Origin of the sequence: Xanthomonas translucens pv. cerealis, from assembly GCF_006838285.1 — a bacterium.
GTDB lineage: Bacteria > Pseudomonadota > Gammaproteobacteria > Xanthomonadales > Xanthomonadaceae > Xanthomonas_A > Xanthomonas_A cerealis.
Genome location: NZ_CP038228.1, coordinates 3,473,796 through 3,498,407 on the forward strand (window position 1 = coordinate 3,473,796; position 24,612 = coordinate 3,498,407).

General features: G+C 68.5%; 27 protein-coding genes and 2 tRNA genes. 11 read left to right on the top strand and 18 right to left on the bottom strand.

The features are described 5' to 3' along the window. Positions 1-45 precede the first annotated feature (45 nt). Positions 46-1,923, top strand: coding sequence for an EAL domain-containing protein (locus E4A48_RS15420; protein WP_142742723.1), 1,878 nt, complete (start codon positions 46-48; stop codon positions 1,921-1,923). 35 nt (positions 1,924-1,958) lie between these two features. Beyond that, positions 1,959-4,394, top strand: coding sequence for a hybrid sensor histidine kinase/response regulator (locus tag E4A48_RS15425; RefSeq protein ID WP_185910780.1), 2,436 nt, complete (start codon positions 1,959-1,961; stop codon positions 4,392-4,394). Positions 4,395-4,532: 138 nt separating this feature from the next. On the opposite strand, the gene bfr is transcribed toward E4A48_RS15425, so the two are convergent. The 3 genes from bfr to E4A48_RS15440 all read right to left on the bottom strand — a co-directional run bounded on the left by bfr (position 4,533) and on the right by E4A48_RS15440 (position 6,017). Continuing rightward, on the bottom strand, positions 4,533-5,003 hold the full coding sequence (gene bfr / locus E4A48_RS15430) for a bacterioferritin (RefSeq protein ID WP_142742724.1): 471 nt from the start codon (positions 5,001-5,003) through the stop codon (positions 4,533-4,535). A 113-nt stretch (positions 5,004-5,116) separates the two neighbouring features. Continuing rightward, the gene (locus E4A48_RS15435) at positions 5,117-5,326 is read right to left on the bottom strand and encodes a (2Fe-2S)-binding protein (RefSeq protein ID WP_058196882.1); all 210 of its coding nucleotides are present in this window, start codon (positions 5,324-5,326) and stop codon (positions 5,117-5,119) included. 79 nt (positions 5,327-5,405) lie between these two features. After that, positions 5,406-6,017, bottom strand: a complete 612-nt coding sequence (locus E4A48_RS15440; protein ID WP_039008162.1) for an RNA pyrophosphohydrolase — start codon at positions 6,015-6,017, stop codon at positions 5,406-5,408. 120 nt (positions 6,018-6,137) lie between these two features. On the opposite strand from E4A48_RS15440, the gene E4A48_RS15445 reads away from it, so the two are divergent. Next, positions 6,138-6,214 (top strand) — tRNA-Met (locus E4A48_RS15445). Positions 6,215-6,258: 44 nt separating this feature from the next. Then, positions 6,259-6,332, top strand: a tRNA-Gln gene (locus tag E4A48_RS15450). A 450-nt stretch (positions 6,333-6,782) separates the two neighbouring features. Here the strand turns inward: E4A48_RS15450 and rpsI are convergent. Next, positions 6,783-7,175 carry a 30S ribosomal protein S9 gene (gene rpsI, locus E4A48_RS15455; protein WP_039008163.1) on the bottom strand — a complete coding sequence of 131 codons (393 nt, stop codon included), beginning with the start codon at positions 7,173-7,175 and terminating at the stop codon, positions 6,783-6,785. A gap of 2 nt (positions 7,176-7,177) precedes the next feature. Further along, entirely contained in the window at positions 7,178-7,606 is a 429-nt protein-coding gene (gene rplM / locus E4A48_RS15460) for a 50S ribosomal protein L13 (RefSeq protein WP_039008165.1), read from the bottom strand. Between the two features lie 217 nt (positions 7,607-7,823). On the opposite strand from rplM, the gene coq7 reads away from it, so the two are divergent. Both coq7 and E4A48_RS15470 read left to right on the top strand, forming a co-directional pair. After that, complete coding sequence (gene coq7, locus E4A48_RS15465; RefSeq protein WP_142742725.1) at positions 7,824-8,468, top strand: 2-polyprenyl-3-methyl-6-methoxy-1,4-benzoquinone monooxygenase; 645 nt, start codon at positions 7,824-7,826, stop codon at positions 8,466-8,468. A gap of 194 nt (positions 8,469-8,662) precedes the next feature. Next, positions 8,663-9,172 carry a hypothetical protein gene (locus E4A48_RS15470; protein ID WP_235426577.1) on the top strand — a complete coding sequence of 170 codons (510 nt, stop codon included), beginning with the start codon at positions 8,663-8,665 and terminating at the stop codon, positions 9,170-9,172. Between the two features lie 91 nt (positions 9,173-9,263). Here the strand turns inward: E4A48_RS15470 and E4A48_RS15475 are convergent, their stop codons facing one another. Together E4A48_RS15475 and speD are read right to left on the bottom strand one after the other, a co-directional pair. Further along, positions 9,264-9,581, bottom strand: coding sequence for a DMT family transporter (locus E4A48_RS15475; RefSeq protein WP_003470247.1), 318 nt, complete (start codon positions 9,579-9,581; stop codon positions 9,264-9,266). Between the two features lie 121 nt (positions 9,582-9,702). Beyond that, positions 9,703-10,497, bottom strand: coding sequence for an adenosylmethionine decarboxylase (speD, locus tag E4A48_RS15480; RefSeq protein WP_003476431.1), 795 nt, complete (start codon positions 10,495-10,497; stop codon positions 9,703-9,705). 150 nt (positions 10,498-10,647) lie between these two features. Here speD and crp point away from each other — a divergent pair, with 150 nt between their 5' ends. From crp to E4A48_RS15495, 3 genes are all read left to right on the top strand, one after another. After that, complete coding sequence (gene crp / locus E4A48_RS15485) at positions 10,648-11,337, top strand: cAMP-activated global transcriptional regulator CRP (RefSeq protein WP_003470245.1); 690 nt, start codon at positions 10,648-10,650, stop codon at positions 11,335-11,337. Positions 11,338-11,385: 48 nt separating this feature from the next. Then, complete coding sequence (locus tag E4A48_RS15490) at positions 11,386-12,144, top strand: sulfite exporter TauE/SafE family protein (protein ID WP_142742726.1); 759 nt, start codon at positions 11,386-11,388, stop codon at positions 12,142-12,144. 381 nt (positions 12,145-12,525) lie between these two features. Continuing rightward, positions 12,526-12,720: a hypothetical protein gene (locus tag E4A48_RS15495; RefSeq protein ID WP_058196734.1), complete on the top strand. Its 195-nt coding sequence runs from the start codon at positions 12,526-12,528 to the stop codon at positions 12,718-12,720. Here E4A48_RS15495 and E4A48_RS15500 read toward each other — a convergent pair. The 10 genes from E4A48_RS15500 to E4A48_RS15545 form a co-directional block, all read right to left on the bottom strand. Then, entirely contained in the window at positions 12,717-13,427 is a 711-nt protein-coding gene (locus E4A48_RS15500; RefSeq protein WP_039008174.1) for a haloacid dehalogenase-like hydrolase, read from the bottom strand. The two genes, E4A48_RS15495 and E4A48_RS15500, sit on opposite strands and share 4 nt — an antisense overlap. Then, positions 13,424-14,218, bottom strand: a complete 795-nt coding sequence (gene trpC, locus E4A48_RS15505; RefSeq protein WP_039008176.1) for an indole-3-glycerol phosphate synthase TrpC — start codon at positions 14,216-14,218, stop codon at positions 13,424-13,426. Before trpC ends, E4A48_RS15500 begins: the two co-directional genes overlap by 4 nt. A gap of 137 nt (positions 14,219-14,355) precedes the next feature. Next, the gene (gene trpD, locus E4A48_RS15510; RefSeq protein ID WP_142742727.1) at positions 14,356-15,414 is read right to left on the bottom strand and encodes an anthranilate phosphoribosyltransferase; all 1,059 of its coding nucleotides are present in this window, start codon (positions 15,412-15,414) and stop codon (positions 14,356-14,358) included. 100 nt (positions 15,415-15,514) lie between these two features. Next, on the bottom strand, positions 15,515-16,093 hold the full coding sequence (locus tag E4A48_RS15515; RefSeq protein ID WP_142742728.1) for an anthranilate synthase component II: 579 nt from the start codon (positions 16,091-16,093) through the stop codon (positions 15,515-15,517). Positions 16,094-16,147: 54 nt separating this feature from the next. After that, positions 16,148-17,224 (bottom strand): threonine aldolase family protein, encoded by a 1,077-nt coding sequence (locus tag E4A48_RS15520; protein ID WP_409976344.1) that lies wholly within the window; start codon positions 17,222-17,224, stop codon positions 16,148-16,150. Then, on the bottom strand, positions 17,221-18,696 hold the full coding sequence (trpE, locus tag E4A48_RS15525) for an anthranilate synthase component I (protein WP_039008181.1): 1,476 nt from the start codon (positions 18,694-18,696) through the stop codon (positions 17,221-17,223). The genes E4A48_RS15520 and trpE overlap by 4 nt, the downstream gene beginning before the upstream one ends. 341 nt (positions 18,697-19,037) lie before the next feature. Beyond that, positions 19,038-19,976, bottom strand: a complete 939-nt coding sequence (gene yegS, locus E4A48_RS15530) for a lipid kinase YegS (protein ID WP_142742730.1) — start codon at positions 19,974-19,976, stop codon at positions 19,038-19,040. 237 nt (positions 19,977-20,213) lie between these two features. Beyond that, entirely contained in the window at positions 20,214-20,696 is a 483-nt protein-coding gene (locus E4A48_RS15535; RefSeq protein ID WP_142742731.1) for a GNAT family N-acetyltransferase, read from the bottom strand. 1 nt (position 20,697) lies between these two features. After that, positions 20,698-21,366: a ribulose-phosphate 3-epimerase gene (rpe, locus tag E4A48_RS15540; RefSeq protein WP_142742732.1), complete on the bottom strand. Its 669-nt coding sequence runs from the start codon at positions 21,364-21,366 to the stop codon at positions 20,698-20,700. 9 nt (positions 21,367-21,375) lie between these two features. After that, positions 21,376-21,708 carry a J domain-containing protein gene (locus E4A48_RS15545; RefSeq protein ID WP_039008185.1) on the bottom strand — a complete coding sequence of 111 codons (333 nt, stop codon included), beginning with the start codon at positions 21,706-21,708 and terminating at the stop codon, positions 21,376-21,378. A gap of 143 nt (positions 21,709-21,851) precedes the next feature. Between E4A48_RS15545 and E4A48_RS15550 the strand changes: the two genes are divergently transcribed. Both E4A48_RS15550 and E4A48_RS15555 read left to right on the top strand, forming a co-directional pair. Next, positions 21,852-22,778 (top strand): phosphoribosylaminoimidazolesuccinocarboxamide synthase, encoded by a 927-nt coding sequence (locus tag E4A48_RS15550; RefSeq protein WP_058196732.1) that lies wholly within the window; start codon positions 21,852-21,854, stop codon positions 22,776-22,778. A 251-nt stretch (positions 22,779-23,029) separates the two neighbouring features. Continuing rightward, positions 23,030-23,512, top strand: coding sequence for an Mpo1 family 2-hydroxy fatty acid dioxygenase (locus tag E4A48_RS15555; protein ID WP_142743189.1), 483 nt, complete (start codon positions 23,030-23,032; stop codon positions 23,510-23,512). A gap of 25 nt (positions 23,513-23,537) precedes the next feature. Here E4A48_RS15555 and E4A48_RS15560 read toward each other — a convergent pair whose 3' ends face one another. Further along, a complete protein-coding gene (locus tag E4A48_RS15560; protein WP_409976381.1) occupies positions 23,538-24,443 on the bottom strand; it encodes an SDR family oxidoreductase in 906 nt (301 codons plus the stop codon). Between the last annotated feature and the right edge of the window lie 169 nt (positions 24,444-24,612).

Consider the following 24,612-nt stretch of genomic DNA (forward strand, 5'->3'; position numbering starts at 1 on the left):
ACTTCATCGCATAATTGGCGCGCATTCAGGATCCCTAAAGACACGATGGCCGCAACAGACACCGCACCACTTTCCAGCCGCGACGAACTGCGCTCGCGCAACATCCGTGCCGAGATCCCGCCGCCTCACTACTGGCGGCGCTGGGCCGCCGACGCCTTGCCCGACACACCCGCGCAGGCACCCGACCTGGCGGCGAGCACGGAAGACGGCATCGCCGCCGCCGGTGCGGATCAAGTGCCCGCCGCCTCGGTTGCGGCCAGCGAAGGCGCCGCGCCGCCGCAGCCGCTGGACGCGCCATACCGCATCCTGATCGTCGAAGACGACCGTTCGCAGGCCTTGTTCGCGCAGAGTGTGCTGCACGGCGCCGGCATGCAGGCGCAGGTGGAGATGCAGGCCGAAGGCGTGCAGCAGGCGATCGCCGAATACCGGCCGGACCTGATCCTGATGGACCTGCACATGCCCGGCCTGGACGGCATGCGGCTGACCGCGCTGATCCGCCAGCAACCGCAGCAGCAGCTGCTGCCGATCGTGTTCCTGACCGGCGACCCGGATCCGGAGCTGCAATACGAAGTGCTGGACAGCGGCGCCGACGATTTCCTGACCAAGCCGATCCGCCCGCGGCACCTGATCGCCGCGGTCTCCAACCGCATCCGCCGCGCGCGCCAGCAGAGCGCCAGCGACAGCGTGCCGCTGAACAATCCCGAGACCGGCCTGCCGACCCGTACCCACGTGCTGCAGCTGCTCGGCGATGCGCTGCGCACGGATGCCGGCGGCGGCCTGTTCTTCATCGAGATCGCCAGCGCGCTGGGCCTGCGCGAACGCTACGGCTATGCCGCATTCGAACGCCTGATGACCCAGGCCGGGCGCCGTCTGGCCAGCGCCACCGCGCCGCAGCCGCTGGCCCGGCTCAACGACAACAGCTTCCTGCTGCTGATCCAGGACAGCGACCTGGACGTGCTGCAGCAGCGCGCCCAGGCCTTGCGCGAAGCCCTGGCCAGCAATGCATTCCCGCTGCGCGACGACGAGACCGTGCACCTGCGCTGCGCGATCGGCTATGCCGACCTGGGGCAGGGCTTCGAAGACGCCGGCATCGCGCTGGAAGCGGTCGAGCGCACCGCGCTGCAGGCGCGCCTGCACCCGCAGGGCGTGGCCGCGTACGCGCCGCCGCGCGAGGAAGAGGACCTGGACCGCATCGCCATGTTCGAAGGCCAGCTGGAACCGGCCTACCAGCCGATCGTCGCCGTCGCCGGCGGCGACACCGCGCAATACCAGGTGCTGCTGCGCCTGCGCCAGCGCGACGGCACCCTGCTGTCGGCCGGGCAGGTACTGCCCGCCGCCGAAGCCGGCGGGCGCATTGCCGACCTCGACCAGCAGGTGCTGGACCACGCGCTCGGCCTGCTGCACCTGTACCAGCACGCCACGCCGCCGCTGCGCCTGTTCGTGTCGCAGTCCTCGCGCACGCTGGCGCGCGGCGCCTTCACCGACTGGCTGGTCCAGGCGATCGACCGGCGCGGCGTCACCGGCACCTCGCTGGTGATCGATCTGCGCCTGGAAGACGCACTGATTCACACGGTGACGCTGCAGCAGTTCTGCGCCCGGCTGATGCCGCTGGGCGTGCAGTTCTGCCTCAGCCAGTTCGAACCCGGCACCGAAGCCGAGGCACTGCTCAACCAGTTGCCGCTGGGCTACCTGCGCCTGTCCGCGCGCTTCGCCAACGCGCATGCCGATGCCGCACTGCGCGACCAGTTGCGCGCCGCGATCGATCTGGCGCACCGCGCCGGGCTGCTGATCATCGGCCAGCAGATCGAGGAAGCGCAGGCCGCCGCGGCGATGTGGATGAGCGGGGTCGATTTCATCCAGGGCAACCTGGTGCAGTCGGTCGGCGACGAAATGAACTTCGATTTCCAGAGCGCGGTGCTGTAGCGATGCCCGCACACCGGCGCCGGCCCCTGCCGTGGCTGGCCGCGGCCAGCGCGGCGAGCGCCGCCGCCGGCGCGCTGCTGGCGGTGCCGGCACTGGCGCCACCGCCGCCGTGGCAACTGCTGGCACTGGCCTGCATCGGTGCCGCCGCACTGCTGGCCCTGCTCGCCGGTTGGCGCGCGCGGCAGCAGGCCGGCGCGCTGGATGCGGCGCTGGCGCGCGCCGCGCTGGCCGAGTCCGAACGCGACGCGCTGCAGCGCGACGTGCATCTGCGCGAGCGCCTGGAGCGGGAACTGGTGCAGGCCAAGCAGGCGGCCGAGGCCGCGGCGATGGCCAAGGGCGAATTCCTGGCCACCATGAGCCACGAGATCCGCACTCCGCTCAATGGCATCATCCCGATGCTGGAACTGATCGCGCGCGGCCAGCTCGGCACCGAGCAGCGCGAGATGCTGCGCGCCTCCAACGACTCCTCGCTGCAACTGCTGCGCATCGTCGACGACATCCTCGACTACTCCAAGCTGGAAGCGAACCGGCTGGAGCTGGAGATCACCAGCTTCAACCTGCGCGACCTGCTCGACGGCGTGCTGCACCTGATGCAGCGCTCAGCCGAGGCCAAGGGCTTGCGCGTGAGCCTGCAGCTGGACCCTGCGGTGCGCCTGCCGGTGCGCGGCGACCCGGTGCGGCTGCGGCAGGTGCTGAGCAACCTGATCGGCAACGCGATCAAGTTCACCGCGCGCGGCAGCGTGGAGCTGCGCGTGCGCCGCCTCGGCGAAACCCCTGCGCAGCACCTGCTGCGACTGGAGGTGCGCGACACCGGCATCGGCATCAGCCCCGAACAGCAGCAACGGCTGTTCCGCTCCTTCACCCAGGCAGATGCCTCCACCACCCGCCTGTACGGCGGCACCGGCCTGGGGCTGGCGATCTGCAAGCGCATCGTCGACCTGATGGGCGGGCGCATCGGCGTGGAATCGGTCAGCGACCGCGGCGCCACGTTCTGGTTCGAGATCCCGCTGCTGAAGGTGATCGGCGACCTGCCGCAGATCCAGGGCGGCCTGCCGCGGCTGCACGCGCTGCTGGTCGGCGCCGACCTGCGCTTGTACCAGCGCCTGAAAGGCCTGCTGCCGAACTGGGGCGTGCAACTGAGCAAGGTCGACTCGACCCAGGAAGCGGTGGAGCGGCTGCGCGCCGGCGGCCCCGGTTACACGCCCTACCACCTGGTGATCGGCGACCTCGACAGCCTGCGCCAGAGCGCACGCGCGTTGCAGCGCACGGTGGCGCGCTTGCCGGCATCGCACGGGGTGCGCATGACCTGGCTGTACGGGGACGTGGAGATTCCCGATGAAATCCGCGCCCACGGCGCGCTGCTGTCGCGGCAGGCGACGGACCTGGACCTGCGCGGCATGCTCGCGCTGGCGCCTGCGGCGGCCGCACCTTCCGTTGCAGGATTGCTGCTACCCGATTCCATCGCGGAACTGGATCCCGCGGACGCCGCCGAGACAGCGCCGACAGCGGCGACCACCCTCGCGCCGGACCCGGACGCCCATGCCGGCCCGGCCTCGCCGGCCGCCGACTACCGCCTGCTGTTGGTCGAGGACAACCCGGTCAACCTGCTGGTCGCACAGAAGCTGCTCGACGTGCTCGGCTACCGCAGCGACAGCGCCGCCGACGGCGCCGCCGCGCTGGCGCAATTGGACGCGCAGGCCTACGACCTGGTGCTGATGGACTGCCAGATGCCGGTGCTGGACGGCTACGCCGCCACCCGCCAGTGGCGCCAGTCCGAAGCGGCGACGGGACGGCCGCGGCTGCCGATCGTGGCGATGACCGCCAATGCCATGGCCGGCGACCGCCAGCGCTGCCTGGAGGCCGGCATGGACGACTACCTGTCCAAGCCGGTCAACCGCGAATTGCTGACGGCATGCCTGCACCGCTGGCTGCCGCACCGCGCAGCACATGCCGCGCTGGCAGCGGTGACGCTGGCGACGGATGTGGAGACGCAGACGACTACGTCGGCAACTGCGGCCGCGCCGGCGCCGTCATCCAGCGCCACGCCGGCGCCTGCCGTCGCTGCCGTCGAGCCGGCGCCGATGCTGCCGCCGACACCGTTGCCGGTGCTGGACATCGCGGTGCTCGACGACTTGCGCGAACTCGCCGGCAACGCGACCACCGCGCAGATCGTCGAAGTGTTCCTGGGCGATGCGCCGCAGCTGATCCAACGCATGGAGCAGGCCACTGCGATCCCGCAACTGGACCCGTTGCGCGACGCGGCGCATACGCTGAAGTCCTCGGCGGCCAATGTAGGCGCGCTGGCGCTGGCGGCTGCGGCCGCGCGCATCGAGGACGGCGTGCGCGCCCATCAATTGGAGCACCCGGCGGTCGTGGTGGCGCTGGTCATCGCCGAATTCGCGCGTGCGCGGCTGGCCCTGAAGGGCTACCGCAACACCTTGCGCGACGCCGCGGAAAGCGCCGCGCCATAACCGGCCCGCGGCCCCCTGTAGGAGCGGCTTCGGCCGCGACAGGTCTCACCCGTAGGTACTTTTAGGATCTGTCGCGGCTGAAGCCGCCGCTACACGAGTGCCAGCATCCATGACTGGGCGAGACGGCCAGCAACCCGCTCAGTCCTCGAGCTTGGTCAGCAGATAATTCGGCTCGCCGATGCGACCGATCAGATCCAGCTGGGTTTCCAGCCAGTCGATGTGCTCTTCTTCCGACTCCAGGATGTCGGCCAGCAACTGACGGCTGACGTAGTCCTGGATCGACTCGGCGTAGGCGATGCCGTCGCGCAGGGCGGTGGTGCCGTCCTGCTCCAGGGCCAGGTCGCACTCGAGGATTTCCTTCGGGTTCTCGCCGATGCGCAGCTTGCCCAGCGCCTGAAAGTTGGGCAGCCCCTCGAGGAACAGGATGCGGTCCGCCAACTTGTCGGCGTGCTTCATCTCATCGATCGATTCCTTGTACTCGTGTTCGGCCAGTTCCTTCAGCCCCCAGTTCTTCAGCATCTTGGCGTGCAGGAAGTACTGATTGATCGCGGTCAACTCGTTGTAGAGGACCTTGTTGAGGAACTCGATGACCTTGCTGTCGCCCTTCATCGCAGTGCTCGCTAATACGTGGAAAGCGCAGACTTTAGCGAATCGGCCGCGGCCGTGAAGGAACGCGAATCGTGATCATCCCGCTGCGCATCCGCGCCGCGGGACCGCTACTTTCAGGCGGCGCGGGCCATGCCGCCGAGCAGGGGCAACGGCAGCTCGCGCAGCAGCGCGCGTTCCAGCAGGTCGCCGGCCATGTCCAGGCAGGAACCGCAGGTGGCACCGCAACCGGTGCGCATGGTCAGCTCGGACACGCTGCGGCAGCCGGCGTCGGCGGCTTCGCGGATCTGACGATCGGTGACCCCATTGCAGATGCAGACGTACACGATGGCGTTGGCGGCGAACGGCGCGGACTGCGCCTGCCGCCATTCAACCCAAAGTGAGAATGGTTGTCAATTCCGGGCGTTAATCGTTATTAATCCGGGCGGCCAAAGGCCCGCCGTGCTTGCGCGCCCGCTTGCGCGGACGCTCGTGGCCGGCGTTGTTGCCTGGCATCCACGCTTCCTGGGCCAGGGTCGGCATGGCGCGGATACCCGGCCCGGCGATGGTCTGCGCCAACGGCGCCAGATGCCGCAGCGCGCGCGCGTAGACGCCGCGCTTGAACAGCACCACGTGCTCCACCGGATACCAGAAGTCGACCCAGCGCCAATGGTCGAACTCCGGGGTCTCGGTCAGCTCCAGATTCAACTCGCTCTCGTCGCAGCGCATCTGCAGCAGGAACCAGACCTGTTTCTGGCCGATGCACACCTGGCGTTCGTTGCGGCGGATGGCGCGGCTGGGCAGCCGATAGCGCAGCCAGCCAGGCGTCGCCCCGAGCACGTCGACGTGCTCTGGCAACAGCCCGGTCTCTTCACGCAACTCGCGGTACATGGCCTCGACCGGGGTCTCGTCGGTATTCATGCCGCCTTGCGGGAACTGCCAGCCATCCCGGCGCACGCGACGTGCCCAGAACACCTGACCATCCGGCCGCATCAGCACGATGCCCACGTTAGGTCGATAACCGTCCGGATCGATCACGATGCGGACTCCTGAAAAATCTACTGGCTCCGACTCTGCCATGGCGGCGGCCGGCCCACAAGCGCGGCAAAAACCCGTTGACAGCCGCCCGATTTGCTATAAGAATTGGCGGTTCACCAAGGCTATGTAGCTCAGCCGGTTAGAGCACAGCACTCATAATGCTGGGGTCGGTGGTTCGAGTCCACCCATAGCCACCATGGTGTCCACGCAGCAAGCGTGCAATAATTGCGATATGCGACATTGCCCCGTCGCCAAGCGGTAAGGCACCTGACTCTGACTCAGGCATCGGTGGTTCGAATCCATCCGGGGCAGCCAAACAAAAAAGAAAGGCCGATCTTTGATCGGCCTTTCTTTTTTGTTTGGCGCGGGGTTTGCGTAGGCGCAACACGCCTACGCCCCGCACCTTGCTGCGCAAGATGCGGGCCCCAGCCCTTCCGCTCCCACATCCCCGCGCCTGTCGGCGCGCCCCCTTGGACTTCAAGGGGGCTTTTCACCAGACACTTTGATGCAGATCGGAAGTAAAGCCTTGATCCGAGGGCAGGCCGCGCTCGACTGCCGATGCTGTTGAATGACGCATTGCCCTGGGTGCAGCGATCGAACGCGCGCGATCAGCAGCAGTCGCCATTGCTTGGCTCCGCCATTTCGATGGCCCGCCGGTCTCCGCGGCACAGGCCCGAACCCCGAAACGACAAAAGCCCGGCCGGAGCCGGGCTTTTGCGTATTTCCCAGGGGAATCCCGAAGGATTCCGCGCCAGGCGCGGTGGATCAGCGCTTGGAGAACTGGCTGGCGCGACGCGCCTTGTGCAGACCGACTTTCTTGCGCTCGACTTCGCGGGCATCGCGGGTCATGAAGCCGGCCTTGCGCAGCTCGGACTTCAGGGTTTCGTCGTACTCGACCAGCGCGCGGGCGATGCCCAGGCGGATCGCACCGGCCTGGCCGGTGGTGCCGCCGCCAGCGGCGGTGACGAAGATGTCGAAGCTCTCGGTATTCTTGGTCAGCTCCAGCGGCTGGCGCACGATCATGCGCGCGGTCTCACGGCCGAAGAACTCGTCCAGCGGACGGTTGTTGACGGTGATGTTGCCGGTACCCTTGCGCAGGAACACGCGGGCGGTGGAGGACTTGCGGCGGCCGGTGCCGTAGTTTTGCGTGATCGCCATGATTAGATATCCAGAACTTGCGGCTGCTGGGCGGTATGCGGATGCTCGGGGCCCTTGTAGACCTTGAGCTTGCGGTACATGGCGCGACCCAGCGGACCCTTCGGCAGCATGCCCTTGACCGCGATCTCGATGACGCGCTCGGGATGACGCTCCAGCGCCTGCGCCAAGGTCTCGGTCTTCAGGTTGCCGATGTAGCCGGTGAAGCGGTGGTACTTCTTGTCATTGAGCTTGTTGCCGGTGACCGTGATCTTCTCGGCGTTGATCACCACCAGGTAATCGCCGGTATCGACGTGCGGGGTGTAGACCGGCTTGTGCTTGCCGCGCAGACGGCGGGCCAATTCGGTGGAGAGCCGGCCAAGCGTTTTGCCGGCGGCGTCGACGAGATACCAGTCGCGCTGGACGGTCTCGGACTTAGCGGTGAAGGTGCTCATTAAAGAAGACTCGGTTGGTCGGGCGGATTCCGGCAGCACGCTGCCTGAACTTTGCCACGCGTTGTGACTTGCAAAAACGCAAGAGGCGAAATTCTACGCGCCGGCAGCGGCACACGCAAGTCCGCCCCCTGCGCGGGACGCCAGCGCCGGCCGGCGCTTGGCATCGCGGCGCCCCGCGGCGAAAATCGAATCCCCCACCGTTCCCAGGCCCATCGCGATGACGGCTCCCCGCCTGCATACCCCGCTCGACCGCGCCCTGGTCGAAGCCCAGCGCGCGCTGGAGACGGTGTTCGGCAATCCGCCGGCGCAGCGCCCCTACCCCGCCGCGGCGAGCGCCGACGTGGTGCTGGCATCGGACGAACGCCGCCACGCTGCCGGGCTGATGCGTATCAATCATGTCGGCGAGGTCTGCGCGCAGGGGCTGTACTTCGGCCAGGCCGCGGTCGCGCGCGACCCGGCCACCCGCCTGCACCTGCTGGAGGCGGCGCAGGAAGAGACCGACCACCTGGCCTGGTGCGCGAAGCGGCTGCGCGAACTGGACAGCCGCCCGAGCCTGTTCAATCCGGTCTGGTACGCCGGCAGCTATGCGATCGGCAGCCTGGCAGGGCTGCGCGGCGACGGCTGGAACCTCGGTTTCGTGGTGGAGACCGAACGCCAAGTCGAGGCGCACCTGGACGAGCACCTGCAGACGCTGCCGCCGGCCGACCTGCGCAGCCGCGACATACTTAAGGTGATGAAAACCGACGAGGCGCGCCATGCCGAACACGCCGAACAGGCCGGCGCGCGGCGCTTGCCGGCGCCGATCCCGAGCCTGATGGCAGCGGCCTCGCGGCTGATGAAAGCGGTCGCCTACCGGCTTTGAGCGCGGCGCGGCGCCCCTGTCGCGGGACAGCGCACTGGCATTGCCGGCGCATTCGGGTTAAAGTGAACGAAAGCTGACTGATTCTACGTCACCCCCTCCCTGTTCCAGCGACCGGCGGTTCCATCCCGGCACCGCCTGTACCCCATGCACCACTGCGCCGAGCCATGCCGCTTGCGCGCGCCTTTCCGACCGACATGCCCGCACGCTCCATCCATATCCCCTCGCCACGGACACGCTGGCTCTCGCGCCTGCTGTTCGCCAGCCTGTTCGTGCTCGGTGGCGGCGCCCTGCTGTACCACCTGCTCGGGGACTATCGCCATGCCAGCGCGATCCTGCACGACCACTCGGTGGCGACGGTGCCGGTGATCGCCGACGGTGCCTTCGGCGTGCATACCGAACCGCTGGTGCATTACCGCTTCCACTATGTCTTCGAGAGCAAGGGCCGGCTGCACCGCGGCACGTTCGAGGCCAGCGGCGCCGAGGCCGCGCCGCTGCTGCTCGATGGCGCCACGGTGGAGATCGCCTACGCCAACGCCGACCCGTCGCGCTTCGGCCGCCTCGACCAGTTGCAGCACGCCGGCAACCTCGGCAGCGTGCTGACCCGGCTGGCGATCGCGCTGTCGATCGCCGCGCTGCTGGCCGCGGCCGCGCACCAGGTGCTGATCGGACGCGTGCTCGGCACGCGCCGCGCCGCCGTCGCCTAAGCGCCCGTGCCAGTCCCGCGGAGCCGGCGCAGCGCACCGACCGCAGCGCTATCGCATTCGGCCCGTTCTCACCTGGCGCCGCCTGCAACGCTCAGGACTGGACCAGCTTCAGGCCGATCACCCCGGCCACGATCAGGCCGATGCAGGCCAGCCGCGCCGGCGAAGCACTGTCGCCGAACAGCGCGATGCCCAGCGCGGCGGTGCCCAACGCACCGATCCCGGTCCAGATCGCATACGCCGTACCCAGCGGTATGTGTTTCAGCGCCTGGGTCAGCAGCCACAGGCTGATCCCAGCACCGGCCAGCGTGCCCAGCGTCGGCCACAGACGGGTGAAGCCTTCGCTGTATTTGAGGCCGAGCGCGAAGCCGATTTCGAACAGGCCGGCGAGCAGCAGATAGATCCATGGCATTGTCTGTCTCCGTAGACAAATAAGGACAAAAAAAGGCCCGATGTCTGCACACCGGGCCGCCGTCGTCAGGGGTCGCAGCGCAAAACGCCGCGGGGCGGGCCGTCCCGCCGAGTGTGACGCGCTACTCGGCCAGATTGCGACCGTGGAACAGTTCCTCGATTTCGCGCTTGAGCAGCGCCTCGATGCGCATGCGCTCCTTGAACGACAGGTTCTTGGCTTTTTCCTCGAACAGGTACTGGTCCAGGTCGAAGTCCTTCAGGTGCATCTTGGTGTGGAAGATGTTCTCCTGATACACGTTGACGTCGAACATCTCGTAGCGCGCCTTGATGTTCTTGGCCAGGAAGTTCTGGATCGAATTGATCTTGTGGTCGATGTAGTGCTTCTTGCCCTTCACGTCGCGGGTGAAGCCGCGGATGCGGTAATCCATGATCACGATGTCCGATTCCAGCCGCTCGATCAGGTAGTTGAGCGCTTTCAGCGGCGAGATCACCCCGCAGGTGGCGACGTCGATATCCGCGCGAAAGGTCGCGATGCCGTGCTGCGGATGGGTTTCCGGGTAGGTATGGACGGTGATGTGGCTCTTGTCCATGTGCGCGACCACCGCGTCGGAGATGATCTCCTTGCCGGCCAGCTTCTTGTCGATCACCGGCTCTTCGGAGATCAGGATGGTCACCGAGGCGCCCTGCGGATCGTAGTCCTGGCGCGCGATGTTGAGGATGTTGGCGCCGATGATCTCGGCCACATCGGTGAGGATCTCGGTCAGCCGGTCGGCGTCGTACTGCTCGTCGATGTACTCGATGTAGCGCTGGCGCTCCTCTTCGGAAACCGCATAGCAGACGTCGTAGATGTTGAAGCTCAACGCCTTGGTGAGGTTGTTGAAACCTTGCAGCCTCAGACGAGGCAACGGCTTGACCACGGGCGTGAATCCTCTAAAAAGATGGACGGGGTATAAAGGGCAGCAATTATGCGACAAACGCACGCGTAGCGAAACGTGGGGACTGGCGCTCGTTTGCCGCAGACAACGTGTCCCGTTAAGCTTCGGGCCTCACGTAGTAGCGAAGCCGCCATGAGTCCCGGAAACACCTCCACAGCAACACCTGTGCGCATCGCTCCAAGTCCTCTGACGTTGGATACCGCCACCATGGATCGCTTTCTGGCGCATAGCCATCGGCGACGCTATCCGGCGCGTACCGACGTGTTCAGACCCGGCGATCCGGCCGGCACCCTGTACTATGTCGTCAGCGGCTCGGTCAGCATCATCGCGGAGGAAGATGACGACCGCGAGTTGGTGCTGGGCTATTTCGGCAGCGGCGAGTTCGTCGGCGAGATGGGCCTGTTCATCGAATCGGACCAGCGCGAGGTGATCCTGCGCACCCGTACCCCGTGCGAGCTGGCCGAGATCAGCTACGAACGATTGCACCAGTTGTTCCTGGGCTCGCTGTCGGCCGATGCGCCGCGTGTGCTTTACGCGATCGGCGTGCAGCTGTCCAAGCGCCTGCTCGACACCTCGCGTAAGGCCAGCCGCCTGGCGTTCCTGGACGTCACCGACCGCATCGTGCGCACCCTGCACGACCTGGCGCAGGAACCGGAAGCGATGAGTCACCCGCAGGGCATGCAGTTGCGCGTATCGCGGCAGGAGCTGGCGCGGCTGGTCGGCTGCTCGCGCGAGATGGCCGGCCGCGTGCTGAAGAAACTGCAAGTGGACGGCATCCTGCACGCCCGCGGCAAGACCGTAGTACTGTACGGCGCGCGCTGAGCGCAAGGCCGTGACCGCGCGCCGCGCTGGCGGCGGCGGTCCACCGCGATGGTGCTGAGCGAGACGTTCTATTGGTTCGTGCTGGTCGGCCTGGCGGCGCAGCTGGTCGATGGTGCGCTGGGCATGGCCTTCGGCCTGGTGTCCTCGTCGGTGCTGCTGAGCATGGGCCTGCCGCCGGCGGCGGTCAGCGCCAGCGTGCACAGCGCCGAAGTGTTCACCACCGGCGCCTCGGGTCTGTCGCATCTGGCGCTGGGCAATGTCGACAAGCGCCTGTTCCTGCGCCTGGCGCTGCCGGGCATGGCCGGCGGCATCCTCGGCGCCTACGTGCTGACCCAACTGCCGGGCGATGTGATCCGCCCGTTCGTGCATCTGTATCTGCTGGGCCTGGCGTTGCTGATCCTGTTGCGCGCCGCCGGCCGCACGCTGCCGCGGCAGCAGGTGCGGCGGGTGCCGCTGCTGGGCTTCGTCGCCGGCCTGCTCGATGCCAGCGGCGGCGGCGGCTGGGGGCCGGTGGCGACCTCGACCCTGCTGGCGCGCGGCGGCCAAGCGCGCACCACGATCGGCACGGTCAATGCCGCCGAATTCCTGGTGACGCTGTCGATCTCGCTGACCTTCCTGCTGAGCATGGGCATTCAGCACCTGCAGATCGTGCTCGGCCTGCTGGTCGGTGGCATGCTGGCCGCGCCGCTGGCGGCGCTGCTGGTCAAGCGCGTGCGCGAACGCTGGGTGTTGGTAGCGGTAGGCCTGCTGGTGCTCGGGATCAGCCTGTACCAGATCGGCAGCACCCTGGCGCGCTGGCTGGCCTAGCCGGGCAAGACAGTGCAAGCGGATGCGCGCGCACGGCACGCTGCCGGGCGACGCCGGAGAGCCGCCGAAAGATCGCGCTGCAGGAGTGTTCAGCAGCGTTCGCCACGAGGGCGTTGCGGACGCATCGGCCGCCTTGGTGATTGCAGGTTCGCATTCGTGGCGCCGGCAGGCGCGGTGATGCGCAGCGAACGCCGCCGGCGCGCGCCGCCGTTCGGTCGGCATGCTGCTCCCTGCTCCCCACTTGCGAGATCGCGATGCAGCGCAACCGTGGACTTGCGACGATCGCCATACTGTTGGCTCTGCGATGCTGACACCGCTGGCGGATGCCGACGCCTTCGCCCGACTCGGCCGCGGAAGGCGCCGAATGCCGATCGCCTGGCATTGACCGCCGCGGTGGTCAATGCTGCCGAGAAACGCCATTTCGCGTGGGCGTACTGGCAATTCGAAGGCAGCTTCGGCGCCTACGACATCGGCCAGGGACATTGGATCGAACCGCTGCACCGGGCGCTGGTGTCGAGCGATGGTGCTTATTCCAGGCGCCGCCCCCCACTCGGGGCGACAGGCGCAAAGCCCTAGTCGCCAGCGCGGTCGCGGCAACCCCAATTCAGGATCGGCGTGCCGGACGGCAGTTCGCGGCGGAAGCGCGCCACCGCCGAGGCCTTGGGATTGACCACCACCGGCACCGCGGCCGCCTGCAGCAACGGCAGATCGGCGGTGCTGTCGGAATAGGCGGTGGCGATCTCGCCATAGCCCAGCTCGCGCAGCATGCGCATCTTCTCTTCGTTGTGGCAGTGGCGGGTGGCGGTGACCGCGCCCAGCCGCGGGCCGATCAGGCTGCCGACCACCGGCACGTCCTGGTGCGCGACAAAGCCGAGGATGGCGCGCGCCAGCTCCGGCGGCGCGCCGGTGGCGACCACCACCCGGTCGCCGGCGGCACGGTGCCGGGCGAACACCTCCAGCGCGTGCGGCAGCAGGCGCTGGCGGATCCGCGCCTCGTGCCGCAGCACGTACTGGTCGATCACCCGGTTGAACTCGCGCGCGCGGTGCAGGCCGAAGCTGGCGATCCACACGTAGCCGGAAATGCCGCTGCGCCGGGTCGGCAGCATCGCCACCAGCGGACCCAGCAGCGGCGTGGCCAGCAGCGCGGCGGCCAGACGCAGCGGATTGCGCCGGATCAGCCAGGCGAACAGGTGGCTACCCGAGTCGCCGTCGTACAGCGTGTGGTCGAAATCGAACACCACCAGCGGCGCATCGGCACGCGGGGCGGGATAGCCGCCGGTCATGACTCGAAGAACAGCTGGCGCAGCGCCTCTCCGGGTTCCTCGGCACGCATGAAGGCCTCGCCGACCAGGAACGCGTGCACGCCTGCGGCGCGCATCATCGCCACATCGGCCGCGCCGAGGATGCCGCTCTCGGTGACCAGCAGGCGGTCGCGCGGCACCGCGTCGCGCATCGACAGCGTGGTCTGCAGGGAGACCTCGAAGGTCCGCAGATTGCGGTTGTTGATGCCGATCAGCGGCGCCGGCACCTGGAGCGCACGCTCCAGCTCGTCGATGTCGTGCACTTCGACCAGCACGTCCATGCCCAGCTGCAGCGCCAGCGCCGACAGTTCAGCCAGCTGCAGGTCGTCCAGCGCGGCGACGATCAGCAGGATGCAGTCGGCGCCGAGCACGCGCGCCTCGTAGACCTGGTACGGGTCGCTGATGAAGTCCTTGCGCAGCACCGGCAGCGTGCACGCCTCGCGCGCTTCCTGCAGGTAGCGGTCATGGCCTTGGAAGAATTTCTCGTCGGTCAGCACCGACAGGCAGGCGGCGCCGCCGAACTCGTAGCTGACCGCGATGTCGGCCGGATGGAAGTCGGGCCGGATTACGCCCTTGGACGGGCTGGCCTTCTTGACCTCGGCGATCACCGCCGGATCGCCGTTGGCGACCGCGGCCTTCAGCGCGCGGGCGAAGCCACGTACCGGCGGCGCGGCCTTGGCGCGCTCGACCAAGTCGGCCAGCGGCACGCGCGCGCTGCGCGTGGCCACCTCTTCGGCCTTGTGGGCGAGGATGGTGCGGAGAATATCGCTCATGTGCACAGTGTCCGGGCAGGGTGGCCGGGCATTATCGGCCAAGATCATGAAGGCGAGCGTACACACAATGCGTGATGCCGCTAACACCATCGGCAAAGAGCATGAGCAGCGCCGGCGGCCTTGCCGATCCGCCGCGCTCAGGCGGGAAAGCGCTCTGCATCGCGGACTGCCGCCAACTGTCGCGTGCACGCCACGTACGCCTCTAGCTTTTCGCGCGCACGGCCGTCGGCGATCGCGGCACGCGCCAGGACGATGCCGGCGCCGATGTCGGCCGCCACGCCGGCCACGTACAGCGCCGCGCCGGCGTTGAAGGCGACGATGTCCAGCGCCGGGCCAGGCACGTTGTCGAGCACGCCGAGCAGCATCGCCATCGATTCGGCGGCGTCGGCCACCTTGAGATTGCGGCTGGCCGACATGGCGATGCCGAAATCCTCCGGATGCACTTCGTACTCGCGCACTTGGCCGTCGCGCAGTTCGCCGACCAGGGTGCCGGCGCCGAGCGAGAGTTCATCCATGCCGTCGCGGCCCCACACCACCAGCGCGCGCTCGGCGCCCAGCTCGTGCAGCACGCGCGCCTGGATGCCGACCAGGTCGGGATGGAACACGCCCATCAGGATGTTCGGCGCGCCAGCCGGGTTGGTCAGCGGACCGAGGATGTTGAAGATGGTGCGCACCCCCATTTCGCGCCGCACCGGCGCCACCACCTTCATCGCCGGGTGGTGCACCGGCGCGTACATGAAGCCGATGCCAGTGGCGGCCAGCGCCTGCGCCACCTGCTCTGGCTGCAGCTCGATCGCCGCGCCCAGCGCCTCCAGCGCGTCGGCGCTGCCGGACTTGGAGGAGACGCTGCGGTTGCCGTGCTTGGCCACCTTGGCCCCGGCCGCGGCGGCCACGAACATCGCGCCGGTGGAGATGTTGAAGGTCTGCGAGCCGTCGCCGCCGGTGCCGACGATATCGACCATATGGGTGCGGTCGGCCACTTCGACGGTGCGCGAGAATTCGCGCATCACCGCGGCCGCGCCGGCGATCTCGCCGATCGTCTCCTTCTTCACCCGCAGCCCGGTGAGGATCGCCGCGGTCATCATCGGCGACACTTCGCCGCGCATGATCTGCCGCATCAGCCCGACCATCTCGTCGTGGAAGATCTCGCGGTGCTCGATGGTGCGTTGCAGGGCTTGTTGGGGGGTCAGCGTCATGGCGGTTCCTGGAAGGATCAGAGGCTGGCGTGCGCGAGGATTTCCTGGCCCATCAGCACGCAGTCGCCGTCGCGCATCGGGAAATAGAGCAGGCGCATGCTCATCGCTTCAGGAAGTTCTTCAGCAGCGCGTGGCCGTGCTCGGTGAGGATCGACTCGGGATGGAACTGCACGCCCTCGACCGGGAACTGGCGGTGGCGCAGGCCCATGATCTCTTCCATCGTGCCGTCTTCGTTTTCGGTCCAGGCGGTCACTTCCAGGCAGTCCGGCAGCGTGGTCTTCTCCACCACCAGCGAGTGGTAGCGGGTGGCCTCGTAGCGGTCCGGCAACCCGGCGAACACGCCGCGGCCTTCATGGCGGATGCGCGAGGTCTTGCCGTGCATGATGGTGCCGGCGCGGACCACCTCGCCACCGTAGGCCTGGCCGATGCTCTGGTGGCCCAGGCACACGCCCAGGATCGGCGTGCGCTGGCCGAGCCGCTCGATCAGCTGCAGCGACACCCCGGCCTGGTTCGGCGTGCACGGGCCGGGCGAGATCACGATGCGCTCCGGCGCCAGCCGCTCGATCTCGTCCACGCTGAGCGCGTCGTTGCGCAGCACCTTGACCTCGGCGCCGAGCGCCTGCAGGTACTGCACGAGGTTGTAGGTGAAGCTGTCGTAGTTGTCGAGCATCAGCAGCATGGCAAAGGACTCATTGCGCGATCAGGAACCGCATGGACGTTTTCGGAAAGAATGTCAGCCGGCCGCGCGCTGCGCGCCGGGGTACGAAAGCGCAGCGAAATCGCGGCACAGCGCGTCCACCGCCACGGCCTGCGTGGCCCACGAGGTCACGAAACGGATCACCCAGCGGCCGTCGGCCAGCAGCTGCCAGCGCTCGAAATCGTAGCGCTGCGCCAGCGCCTCGACGGCGTCGGCCGGCAGCGTCACGAACAGCTGGTTGGTCGGCGAGTCCGACGCGAACTGCGCGCCGGCCGCGGCCAGGCCCTCGCGCAGGCGCGCGGCCATGCGGTTGGCGTGCGCGGCCAGTTCGTAGAACAGCCCATCCTCGAACAGCGCGGCGAACTGCGCGCCCAGCACCATGCCCTTGGCCAGCAGCGCGCCGCGCTGCTTGAGCAGGTAGCGGAAATCAGCCTGCAACGCGGGGTTGACGATCACCAGCGCTTCGCCGAGCAAGGCGCCGTTCTTGGTGCCGCCGATGTAGAACGCGTCGGTCAGCGCGGCGACATCGGCCAGGCTCAGATCGTTGCCCTCGGCAGTGAGCGCGCTGCCGATGCGCGCGCCATCCAGAAACAGCCACAGCCCGTGCGCATCGCAGAACGCGCGCAAGGCCTGCAGTTCACGCTTGCGATAGATGGTGCCGAGTTCGGTGGTGTTGGACACGTACAGCAGCCGCGGCTGCACCATGTGCTCGTTGCCGTGTTCGGCCAGCAGCGGCGCGATCCGTTCGGGACTGAGCCGGCCATCGGCCGCGTCCACGGTCAACACCTTGTGCCCGGTGGCCTCGATCGCACCGGTCTCGTGGGTGGCGATATGCCCGCAGGCGGCGGCGATCACCGCCTGGTGCGGGCGCAGGAACGCGCCGATCGCGGCCAGGTTGGTCTGGGTGCCGCCGACCAGCAGGTGCACCTCGGCATGGGCGCAGGCGCATTCGCGGCGGATCATTTGCGCGGCGCGTGCACTGTGCCGGTCCAGGCCGTAGCCGCCGTTCTGCTCGGCACTGGCCGCGGCCAGGGCGGCGAACAGGCGCGGATGCGCGCCTTCGCTGTAGTCGTTGCGGAAGCCGGTCCGCGCGGTCGCTGCGGGCACGCTCACAGCCCCTTCGCCGCCTCGGCCACCGCGCGGAACAGCGCGCGGCCCTTGTTCATGGTCTCGTCCCACTCTTTCTGCGGATCGGAGTCGTAGACGATGCCGGCGCCGGCCTGCACGTGCAGGCGGCCGTGCTTGATCACCGCGGTGCGGATGGCGATGGCGGTGTCGGCGTCGCCGTGCCAGCCGAGGTAGCCGATGCTGCCGGCATAGACGTTGCGCTTGATCGGCTCCAGCTCGCGGATCACTTCCAGCGCGCGGATCTTCGGCGCGCCGCTGACGGTGCCGGCCGGGAACGTGGCGCGCAGCACGTCGGCGTAGCTGAGCCCGGGCAGCAAGGTGCCGGTGACTTCGCTGACGATGTGCATCACGTGGCTGTAGCGCTCGATCACGAAGCGCTCGCCGACCGCGACGGTGCCGGCCTGCGACACGCGGCCGGCGTCGTTGCGGCCCAGGTCGATCAGCATCAGGTGTTCGGCGCGCTCCTTCGGATCGGCCAGCAGCTCCGCTTCCAGCGCCAGGTCCTCTTCCACGGTCTTGCCGCGCGGGCGGGTGCCGGCGATCGGGCGCACGGTGACCTGGCCGGCTTCCAATCGCACCAGGATCTCCGGCGAGGAACCGACCACCTGGGTGTCGCCGACATCGAGGAAATACATGTACGGCGACGGGTTCAACGCGCGCAGCGCGCGGTACACGTCCACCGGGCGCGCGCTGAACGGCACGCTCAGGCGCTGGCTCAGCACCACCTGGAAGATGTCGCCGGCGCGGATGTAGTCCTTGGATTTCTCCACCGCGGCGATGAAGCCGTCGCGGGTGAAGCCAGACACGAAGTCGCTTTCGTCGAGCACGTCGCGCGCCAGCGGCACCGGGTAGCCGGCGCCGGGCTGGCGCAGCGTGGCGGTCAGCGCGTCCAGCCGCGCCTGCGCCCGGTCCCAGGCATCGGCGTCGCGCGGATCGGCGTGCACGATCAGGTACAGGCGGCCCTTGAGGTTGTCGAACACCGCGACCTCTTCGGACAGCATCAGCAGGATGTCCGGCGTGTCCAGCTCGTTGCGCTTGTCGCCGCTGGCCAAGCGCGGCTCGATGTAGCCGATGCATTCGAAACCGAACCAGCCGACCAGGCCGCCGGTGAAGCCGGGCACGCCGTCGAGCCTGGGCACCGAATGCGCCGAGCGCAGCGCCTCGACCTCGGCGAACGGATCGGCGACCTCGCGGCGCTCGATCAACTCGCCGTGATCGCGCACTTCCAGCGTATGCCCGCTGAAGGTGTACACGCGGCGCACCGGCAGGCCGATGATCGAGTAGCGGCCGAAGCGTTCGCCGCCTTCGACCGATTCGAACAGATAGGTATGCGGGGCGTCGGCGAGCTTGAGATAGACCGACAGCGGCGTGTCCAGGTCGGACAGCACTTCGCGGACGACGGGGATACGGGTGTGACCTTCAGCGGCGTAGCGCTGGAACAGCTCGCGGGTGATCAAGACGGCTTTCCTTCCGGGACTCGGTGGCGGGGCGGACGACGGCTGCAGGCCACCATCGCCACGCACGGCGAGCGGAAGTGAAGGAACGCGGGGTCGTCAGGCTGGACACGGCGGCTACTTTACCGCAACTGCGGCGACTGGCAACGGTTGCAGAAGGGACCATCGACGCTGCGCTGCATGGACTGTTGCAGCCTGGAAAACGACAGGACTGCCTGGGCTGGATGCCAGTCGGGACTGAAGTCCCTCCCACAGTGCACACAGCCGGCGCACCGCAAGTCCAATTGTGGGAGCGACTTCAGTCGCGACGCGACCCACTCTCCAGACCAGCGAGCGGCAAGCCGCTACCCAACCCGGCCGCGCAGCAAGGCCGAGTCGGCCGGCAGGTGCATGCGCAGGCGGCCGGCGACGCAATCGATGCGGAAGTGCCGCGAGGTCTCCGGTTCGCCGTCCAGGTTCAAGGTCAGCGGCATGGCCGCGTCGATGCGCAGCCACGGCAGTTGCGCGCGCACCGCGACCCGCTCCAGCGCGGCCTGCTTGCCGGAGGTGAGCAGCGTGCCCAGGGTCGCGGCGAGTTCGCCGTTCATCTCCGGGACGATGGTCAGGTCGAGCAGGCCGTCGTCGAGCAAGGCGTCCGGGCACAGCGCCTGGCCGCCGCCGGCCTGGCGTCCGTTGCCCAGGCCGAGCGCGATGAATTCGCCTTCCCAGGCGAACTCCGGCCCTTCGAAGCGCGCCTGGATCGGATCGATCTGGCCCAGCTTGCCCATGCCGGTGATCAGGTAGGCCAGGCCGCCGAGCATCTTCTTCAGGCCCTCGTCGGTTTCCACCGTGACCTGGGTGCCGAAGCCGCCGCTGGCGACGTTGGCGCACCAGTGCGGCCCGTGCTCGGCCTTGATGCGCAGCAGGTCGATGGCCACGGCCGGCGCCTGCGCGACCAGCTCCAGCGCCGCCAGCGGCGTGTCCGGAATGCCGGCGGCGGTGGCGAAATCGTTGGCCGTGCCCAACGGCACCAGGCCCAGCGCCGGCAGCGCCGCGGCATCGGCGTCATGATGCGCGAGCGCGCTGGCGACTTCGCTCAGGGTGCCGTCGCCGCCGGCGGCGACGATGCAGTCGGCGCCGTCGGCGACCGCCTCGGCCACGTAGCGTTCGGCATCGCCCTCCTCCCAGGTCACCCGCACCTGCAACTGGATGCCGCGCGCGCGCAGCGCGGACACGGCGGCGCGCAGCGGCTCGTCGCCCGCCGACTTGCCATTGAGGATCAGACGCCAGTGCGCTGCTGCCATGCGGACCTTCCCGGGATCAGGCCTGCAGCCTAGCCGGCAGCGGATGCGGAGATCGTGAATTGGTCGCTGGCGCAGCGGCCGGCAAGCAGCGCGATGTCGGCCGCATGTCATACGTGCGTCACCGACCGCCCGGAACATGGAAGGCCATAGCAAGGACGACGGATGGAGGCAGGATCAGCCTCCGATTTCTCCCAGGTGCCGCACTGGCGACAGTGCGGTTCTTTTTTGCGCCGGCGCTCAGCCGGCCGCGAACCGGGCAAGCGCCTCGCCCTGCAGGCGATACACGGTCCATTCGTCCTGCGCCTGCGCGCCAGCGGCTTGGTAGAAGTCGATCGCCGGCTGGTTCCAGTCCAGCACCGACCATTCGAAACGGCCGCAGCCCTCGGCCAGCGCCTGCCGCGCCAGATGCCGCAGCAAGGCCTTGCCGGCACCGCTGCCGCGGTGTTCCGGGGCCACGTACAGGTCTTCCAGGTACAGGCCGTTGCGGCCGAGCCAGGTCGAGTAGTTGTAGAAGTACACCGCGTAGCCGACCGGCTGCGCGTCGACCTCGCAGATCAGCGCGTGGGCGCTGGCGCCGGGGCCGAACAGGCTGGCGCGCAGCCCGGCCTCGTCGGTCTGCACCGCGTCCTCGGCGCGCTCGTAGCGGGCCAGGTCGCGGATCAGGCGCAGGATCAGCGCGGCATCGTCGGCGGTAGCCGGGCGGATGTGCAGCGCGGCCATCTCAGCGCGCCGCCACCGCCGCCCGCATCTGCGCGATCACCGCGGCATAGTCGGGCGTATTGAAGATGGCCGAGCCGGCGACGAAGGTGTCGGCGCCGGCGGCGGCGATCGCGGCGATGTTGTCGGGCTTGACCCCGCCGTCGATCTCCAGCCGGATGGGCTTGCCGCTGGCGTCGATCCTGGTGCGGATCGCGCGCAGCTTGTCCAGCGCCGAGGGGATGAATGCCTGGCCGCCGAAGCCCGGGTTGACCGACATCACCAGCACCAGGTCCAGGTCGTCCAGCACCCAGTCGAGGATGTCTACCGGCGTAGCCGGGTTGAGCACCAGGCCGGCCTTGCAGCCGTGCGACTTGATCAGCTGGATCGTGCGGTGCACGTGGCGGCTGGCCTCGGGGTGGAAGCTGATGAGGCTGGCGCCGGCCTCGGCGAAGTCCGGGATCAACCGGTCCACCGGCTCGACCATCAGGTGCACGTCGATCGGCGCGGTGACGCCGTGCTTGCGCAGCGCCTGGCACACCATCGGGCCGATGGTCAGGTTCGGCACGTAATGGTTGTCCATCACGTCGAAATGGATCCAGTCGGCGCCGGCCTTGAGGACGTTGTCCACTTCCTCGCCGAGGCGGGCGAAATCGGCGGACAGGATGGACGGGGAAATGATGCAATCGGACATGGCGAGGTCTCAGCGCTTGCGCAGGGTGCGGATACGGTCATAGGCGGTGTTGAGCTGGCTGGCCTTCTTCTCGGCCCGCGCGCGCAGCTCCGGGCTGCCGCCGACAACCTTGTCGGGGTGGTATTGGGACATCAGCCGGCGATAGGCCAGTTCGATCTCGGCATCGGTGGCGTCGCGGCGCACGCCCAGCTCGCGGTAGGGATCGTCGCGCTGGCCGAACTTGAACCAGTCAGCATCGAAGGCGTGCCCGACCAGCAGCCCGAGCACCGCGCCGACCACCGGATTGGGCCGGAACAGCAGCGCCCCGACGATGGCGCCGAGCAGTTTTCCGTACCAGTGCATGAGCGAGGGCGGGCTCGGCGGACAAGGCCTCGCATTTTACGGCACAGCGGGGCTTTCCGGCCGTACACTACGCGGCCCGCTGTCGAGCCGCGGGCCCGCCGGGTCCCGGGACAGCCGCCATTGCGAAGTCCGTAGGAGTGCCTGTGTCCACCACGCTGTTGCAATCCGATCTGCCCGGCCTGCCGTTGCGTCACCGGGGCAAGGTCCGCGACGTATTCGATCTCCCCCGCGACCGCCTGCCTGCCGACGCCCCGTCCGGGGACTACCTGCTGATGGTCGCCACCGACCGTTTGTCCGCGTTCGACGTGGTGCTGCCCGATCCGATTCCCGGCAAGGGCGAGATGTTGTGCCAGGTCTCCAACTTCTGGTTCAAGAAGACCGAGCACCTGATGCCCAACCACCTGACCGGCATCGACGTGGCCGCGGTGCTGCCCGCCGGCGTGGACGCGGCGCTGTACGCGCGGCGTGCGGTGGTGACCAAGAAGCTCAAGCCGGTGCCGGTGGAGGCGATCGCGCGCGGCTATTTGATCGGCAGCGGCTGGAAGGACTACCAGCGCACCGGCAAGGTCAGCGGCATCGAGCTGCCCGATGGCCTGCGCCAGGCCGAGAAACTGGCCGAGCCGATCTTCACGCCCTCGACCAAGGCCGCGGTCGGCGACCACGACGAGAACATCGACTTCGACGCGATGGTCAAGACCGTCGGCGCCGAACTGGCCGAGCGCGTGCGCGACGCCACGCTGCGCATCTACCGCTTCGCCGCCGACTTCGCCGCCGAACGCGGCATCCTGCTGGCCGACACCAAGTTCGAGTTCGGCACCGACGTCGACGGCCGCCTGTACATCATGGACGAGATGCTGACCCCGGATTCCTCGCGCTACTGGCCGGCCGACGACTACGAAGTGGGCAGCAGCCCGCCCAGCTACGACAAGCAGTTCGTGCGCGACTACCTGGAGACGCTGGACTGGGGCAAGACCGCGCCCGGCCCCCGCCTGCCGCAGGACGTGATCGACCGCACCCGCGGCAAGTACGCCGAGGCGCTGCAGCGGCTGGCGGGGATTTCGATCGACTGAGCGCGATGCGGCGCGCGCCAAGCGTCGCTGAAGCGTGGCGCGCGCCGCACAGGCAGCTTCCCGCATCGCGCTTGCCGGCTGCAACGCCGACGCTCGCGCGACCATCGCGCAGACGCAAGGCATGCGCTTGCGACACCGCTGCAGATCGAGTCAGGCCGTAGCCGCTGAAACGGCAAGGAAAACGCCGGCCAACGCTGTCTCCGCGCCACCGCCAGGATGGCGCTATGCTGGCTCGACTCCTGGGAGGGACGATGGATACCACCGCCTACGCGCGCCCGATCGACCGCTATTTCGCCAGCTATTCCGACGATCACCGCCATGTCGCCAACCAGCGCATCCATGTGCTCGCGGTGCCGGCGATCCTGTGGTCGGTAGTGGCGCTGCTGTGGTGCATCCCGGTCGGTGGCAGCTGGTTCCAGAGCGGGCTGTGGGCGGCACTGGGCATGTTCGCGGCGTGGATGTTCTACAACCGGCTGTCGCGGCCGCTGGGCTACGGCATGCTGGCCGCGTTCTTCTTCTGCGGTTGCCTGTGCCGGTTGCTGGAGGCGCGGCTCGGCCTGCAAGGCCTGCTGTGGCTGGCGGTAGGCGTGTTCGTGGCGGCCTGGATCGCGCAGTTCGTCGGGCATGCACTGGAAGGCCGCAGGCCCAGCTTCCTCACAGATCTGGTGTATCTGCTGATCGGGCCGGCCTGGGTGCTGGCCAAGTTCTATCGGCGCATGGACTGGCGCTACTGAGGCGGGTGCTGCACCTGCCTTCGGCTCAACGCTCCACGCCCAGCATCGCCGCATGGGGCACGAAGACGCGCGGCGCATAGCCGAAATCGCGCTGCGCCGGCGCCAGATCGAAGACCAGGTCATCGCCCATGCGCTGCAGCGCGGCGCGGTTCATGCCGCGCAGGCGGCCGCCGGCATGGGCGATGCGCAGGGCCAGCGCGAACACGATATGCGGCAGCAACAGCAGTCGCGCCGGCGGCTGCAGCGCGGCCAGCACGCGCCGCACCATCGCGCGGTAACTGAGCACTTCGCCGCCGCCCAGCGCATAGCTGCGGCCGTGCGTGGCCGGATGTGCCAGTACTGCCAGCGCCGCGTTGGCCAGGTCCTGCACGTGCACCGGCTGGCGCAGGCCGCGCGCGCTGTGCGGCAGCACGAACCAGCCGCTGCGTTGGGCCAGCGTGGCGATCGCGCTCAGCGTGCGGTCGCGGCCAGCGCCGTAGACCAGGGTCGGGCGCAGCACGGTGGCCGCAGCGCCGCGCTCGGCCGCGGTGGCGAACAGCGCGGCCTCGGCCTCGCGCAGGCGCCGCGCGACATCGCGTTCTGCGGCATCCAGCGAATCGCGCTTGACCTCCAGGCTGGTGGAGCCGAACGCGACCACGCGCCGCGCATGCAGCGGCGTACGCCGGTACCAGTCGGCGAACGCATCCAGCGGACCGCAGCTGAAGATCGCCCCGGCCTGCACCGGCGGCGCCTGCAACTGGCTCAATTCGCCCAAATGCCAATGCAGGCCGGCGCGCGGCGGCTGCGGCGTGCGCGAGAACGCATGCACCTGCCAGCCCGCAGCCAGCAAGCCCTGCAACAGGCGCTCGCCGATCTGACCGCTGCCGCCGAACAGCAGCGCCACGCGCGCTCCCGTCGCGCAGGCAAGCGTGGTGGCGGAAGCGGCAGTGATGGGCAGGTCGGTCATCGCGCAAGCATAGCGAGCGCGCGCCGCTGCGCCCAATGCCTGCGCGCTCGCACGCGCATCACCCGGCCTGCGCTATGGTGAAAAAATGAGCTTGCATGCGCCGATCACCCTCGCAGGCCAGCGCCGGGAAGCGCCTGTTACACTCGGGCTCCTG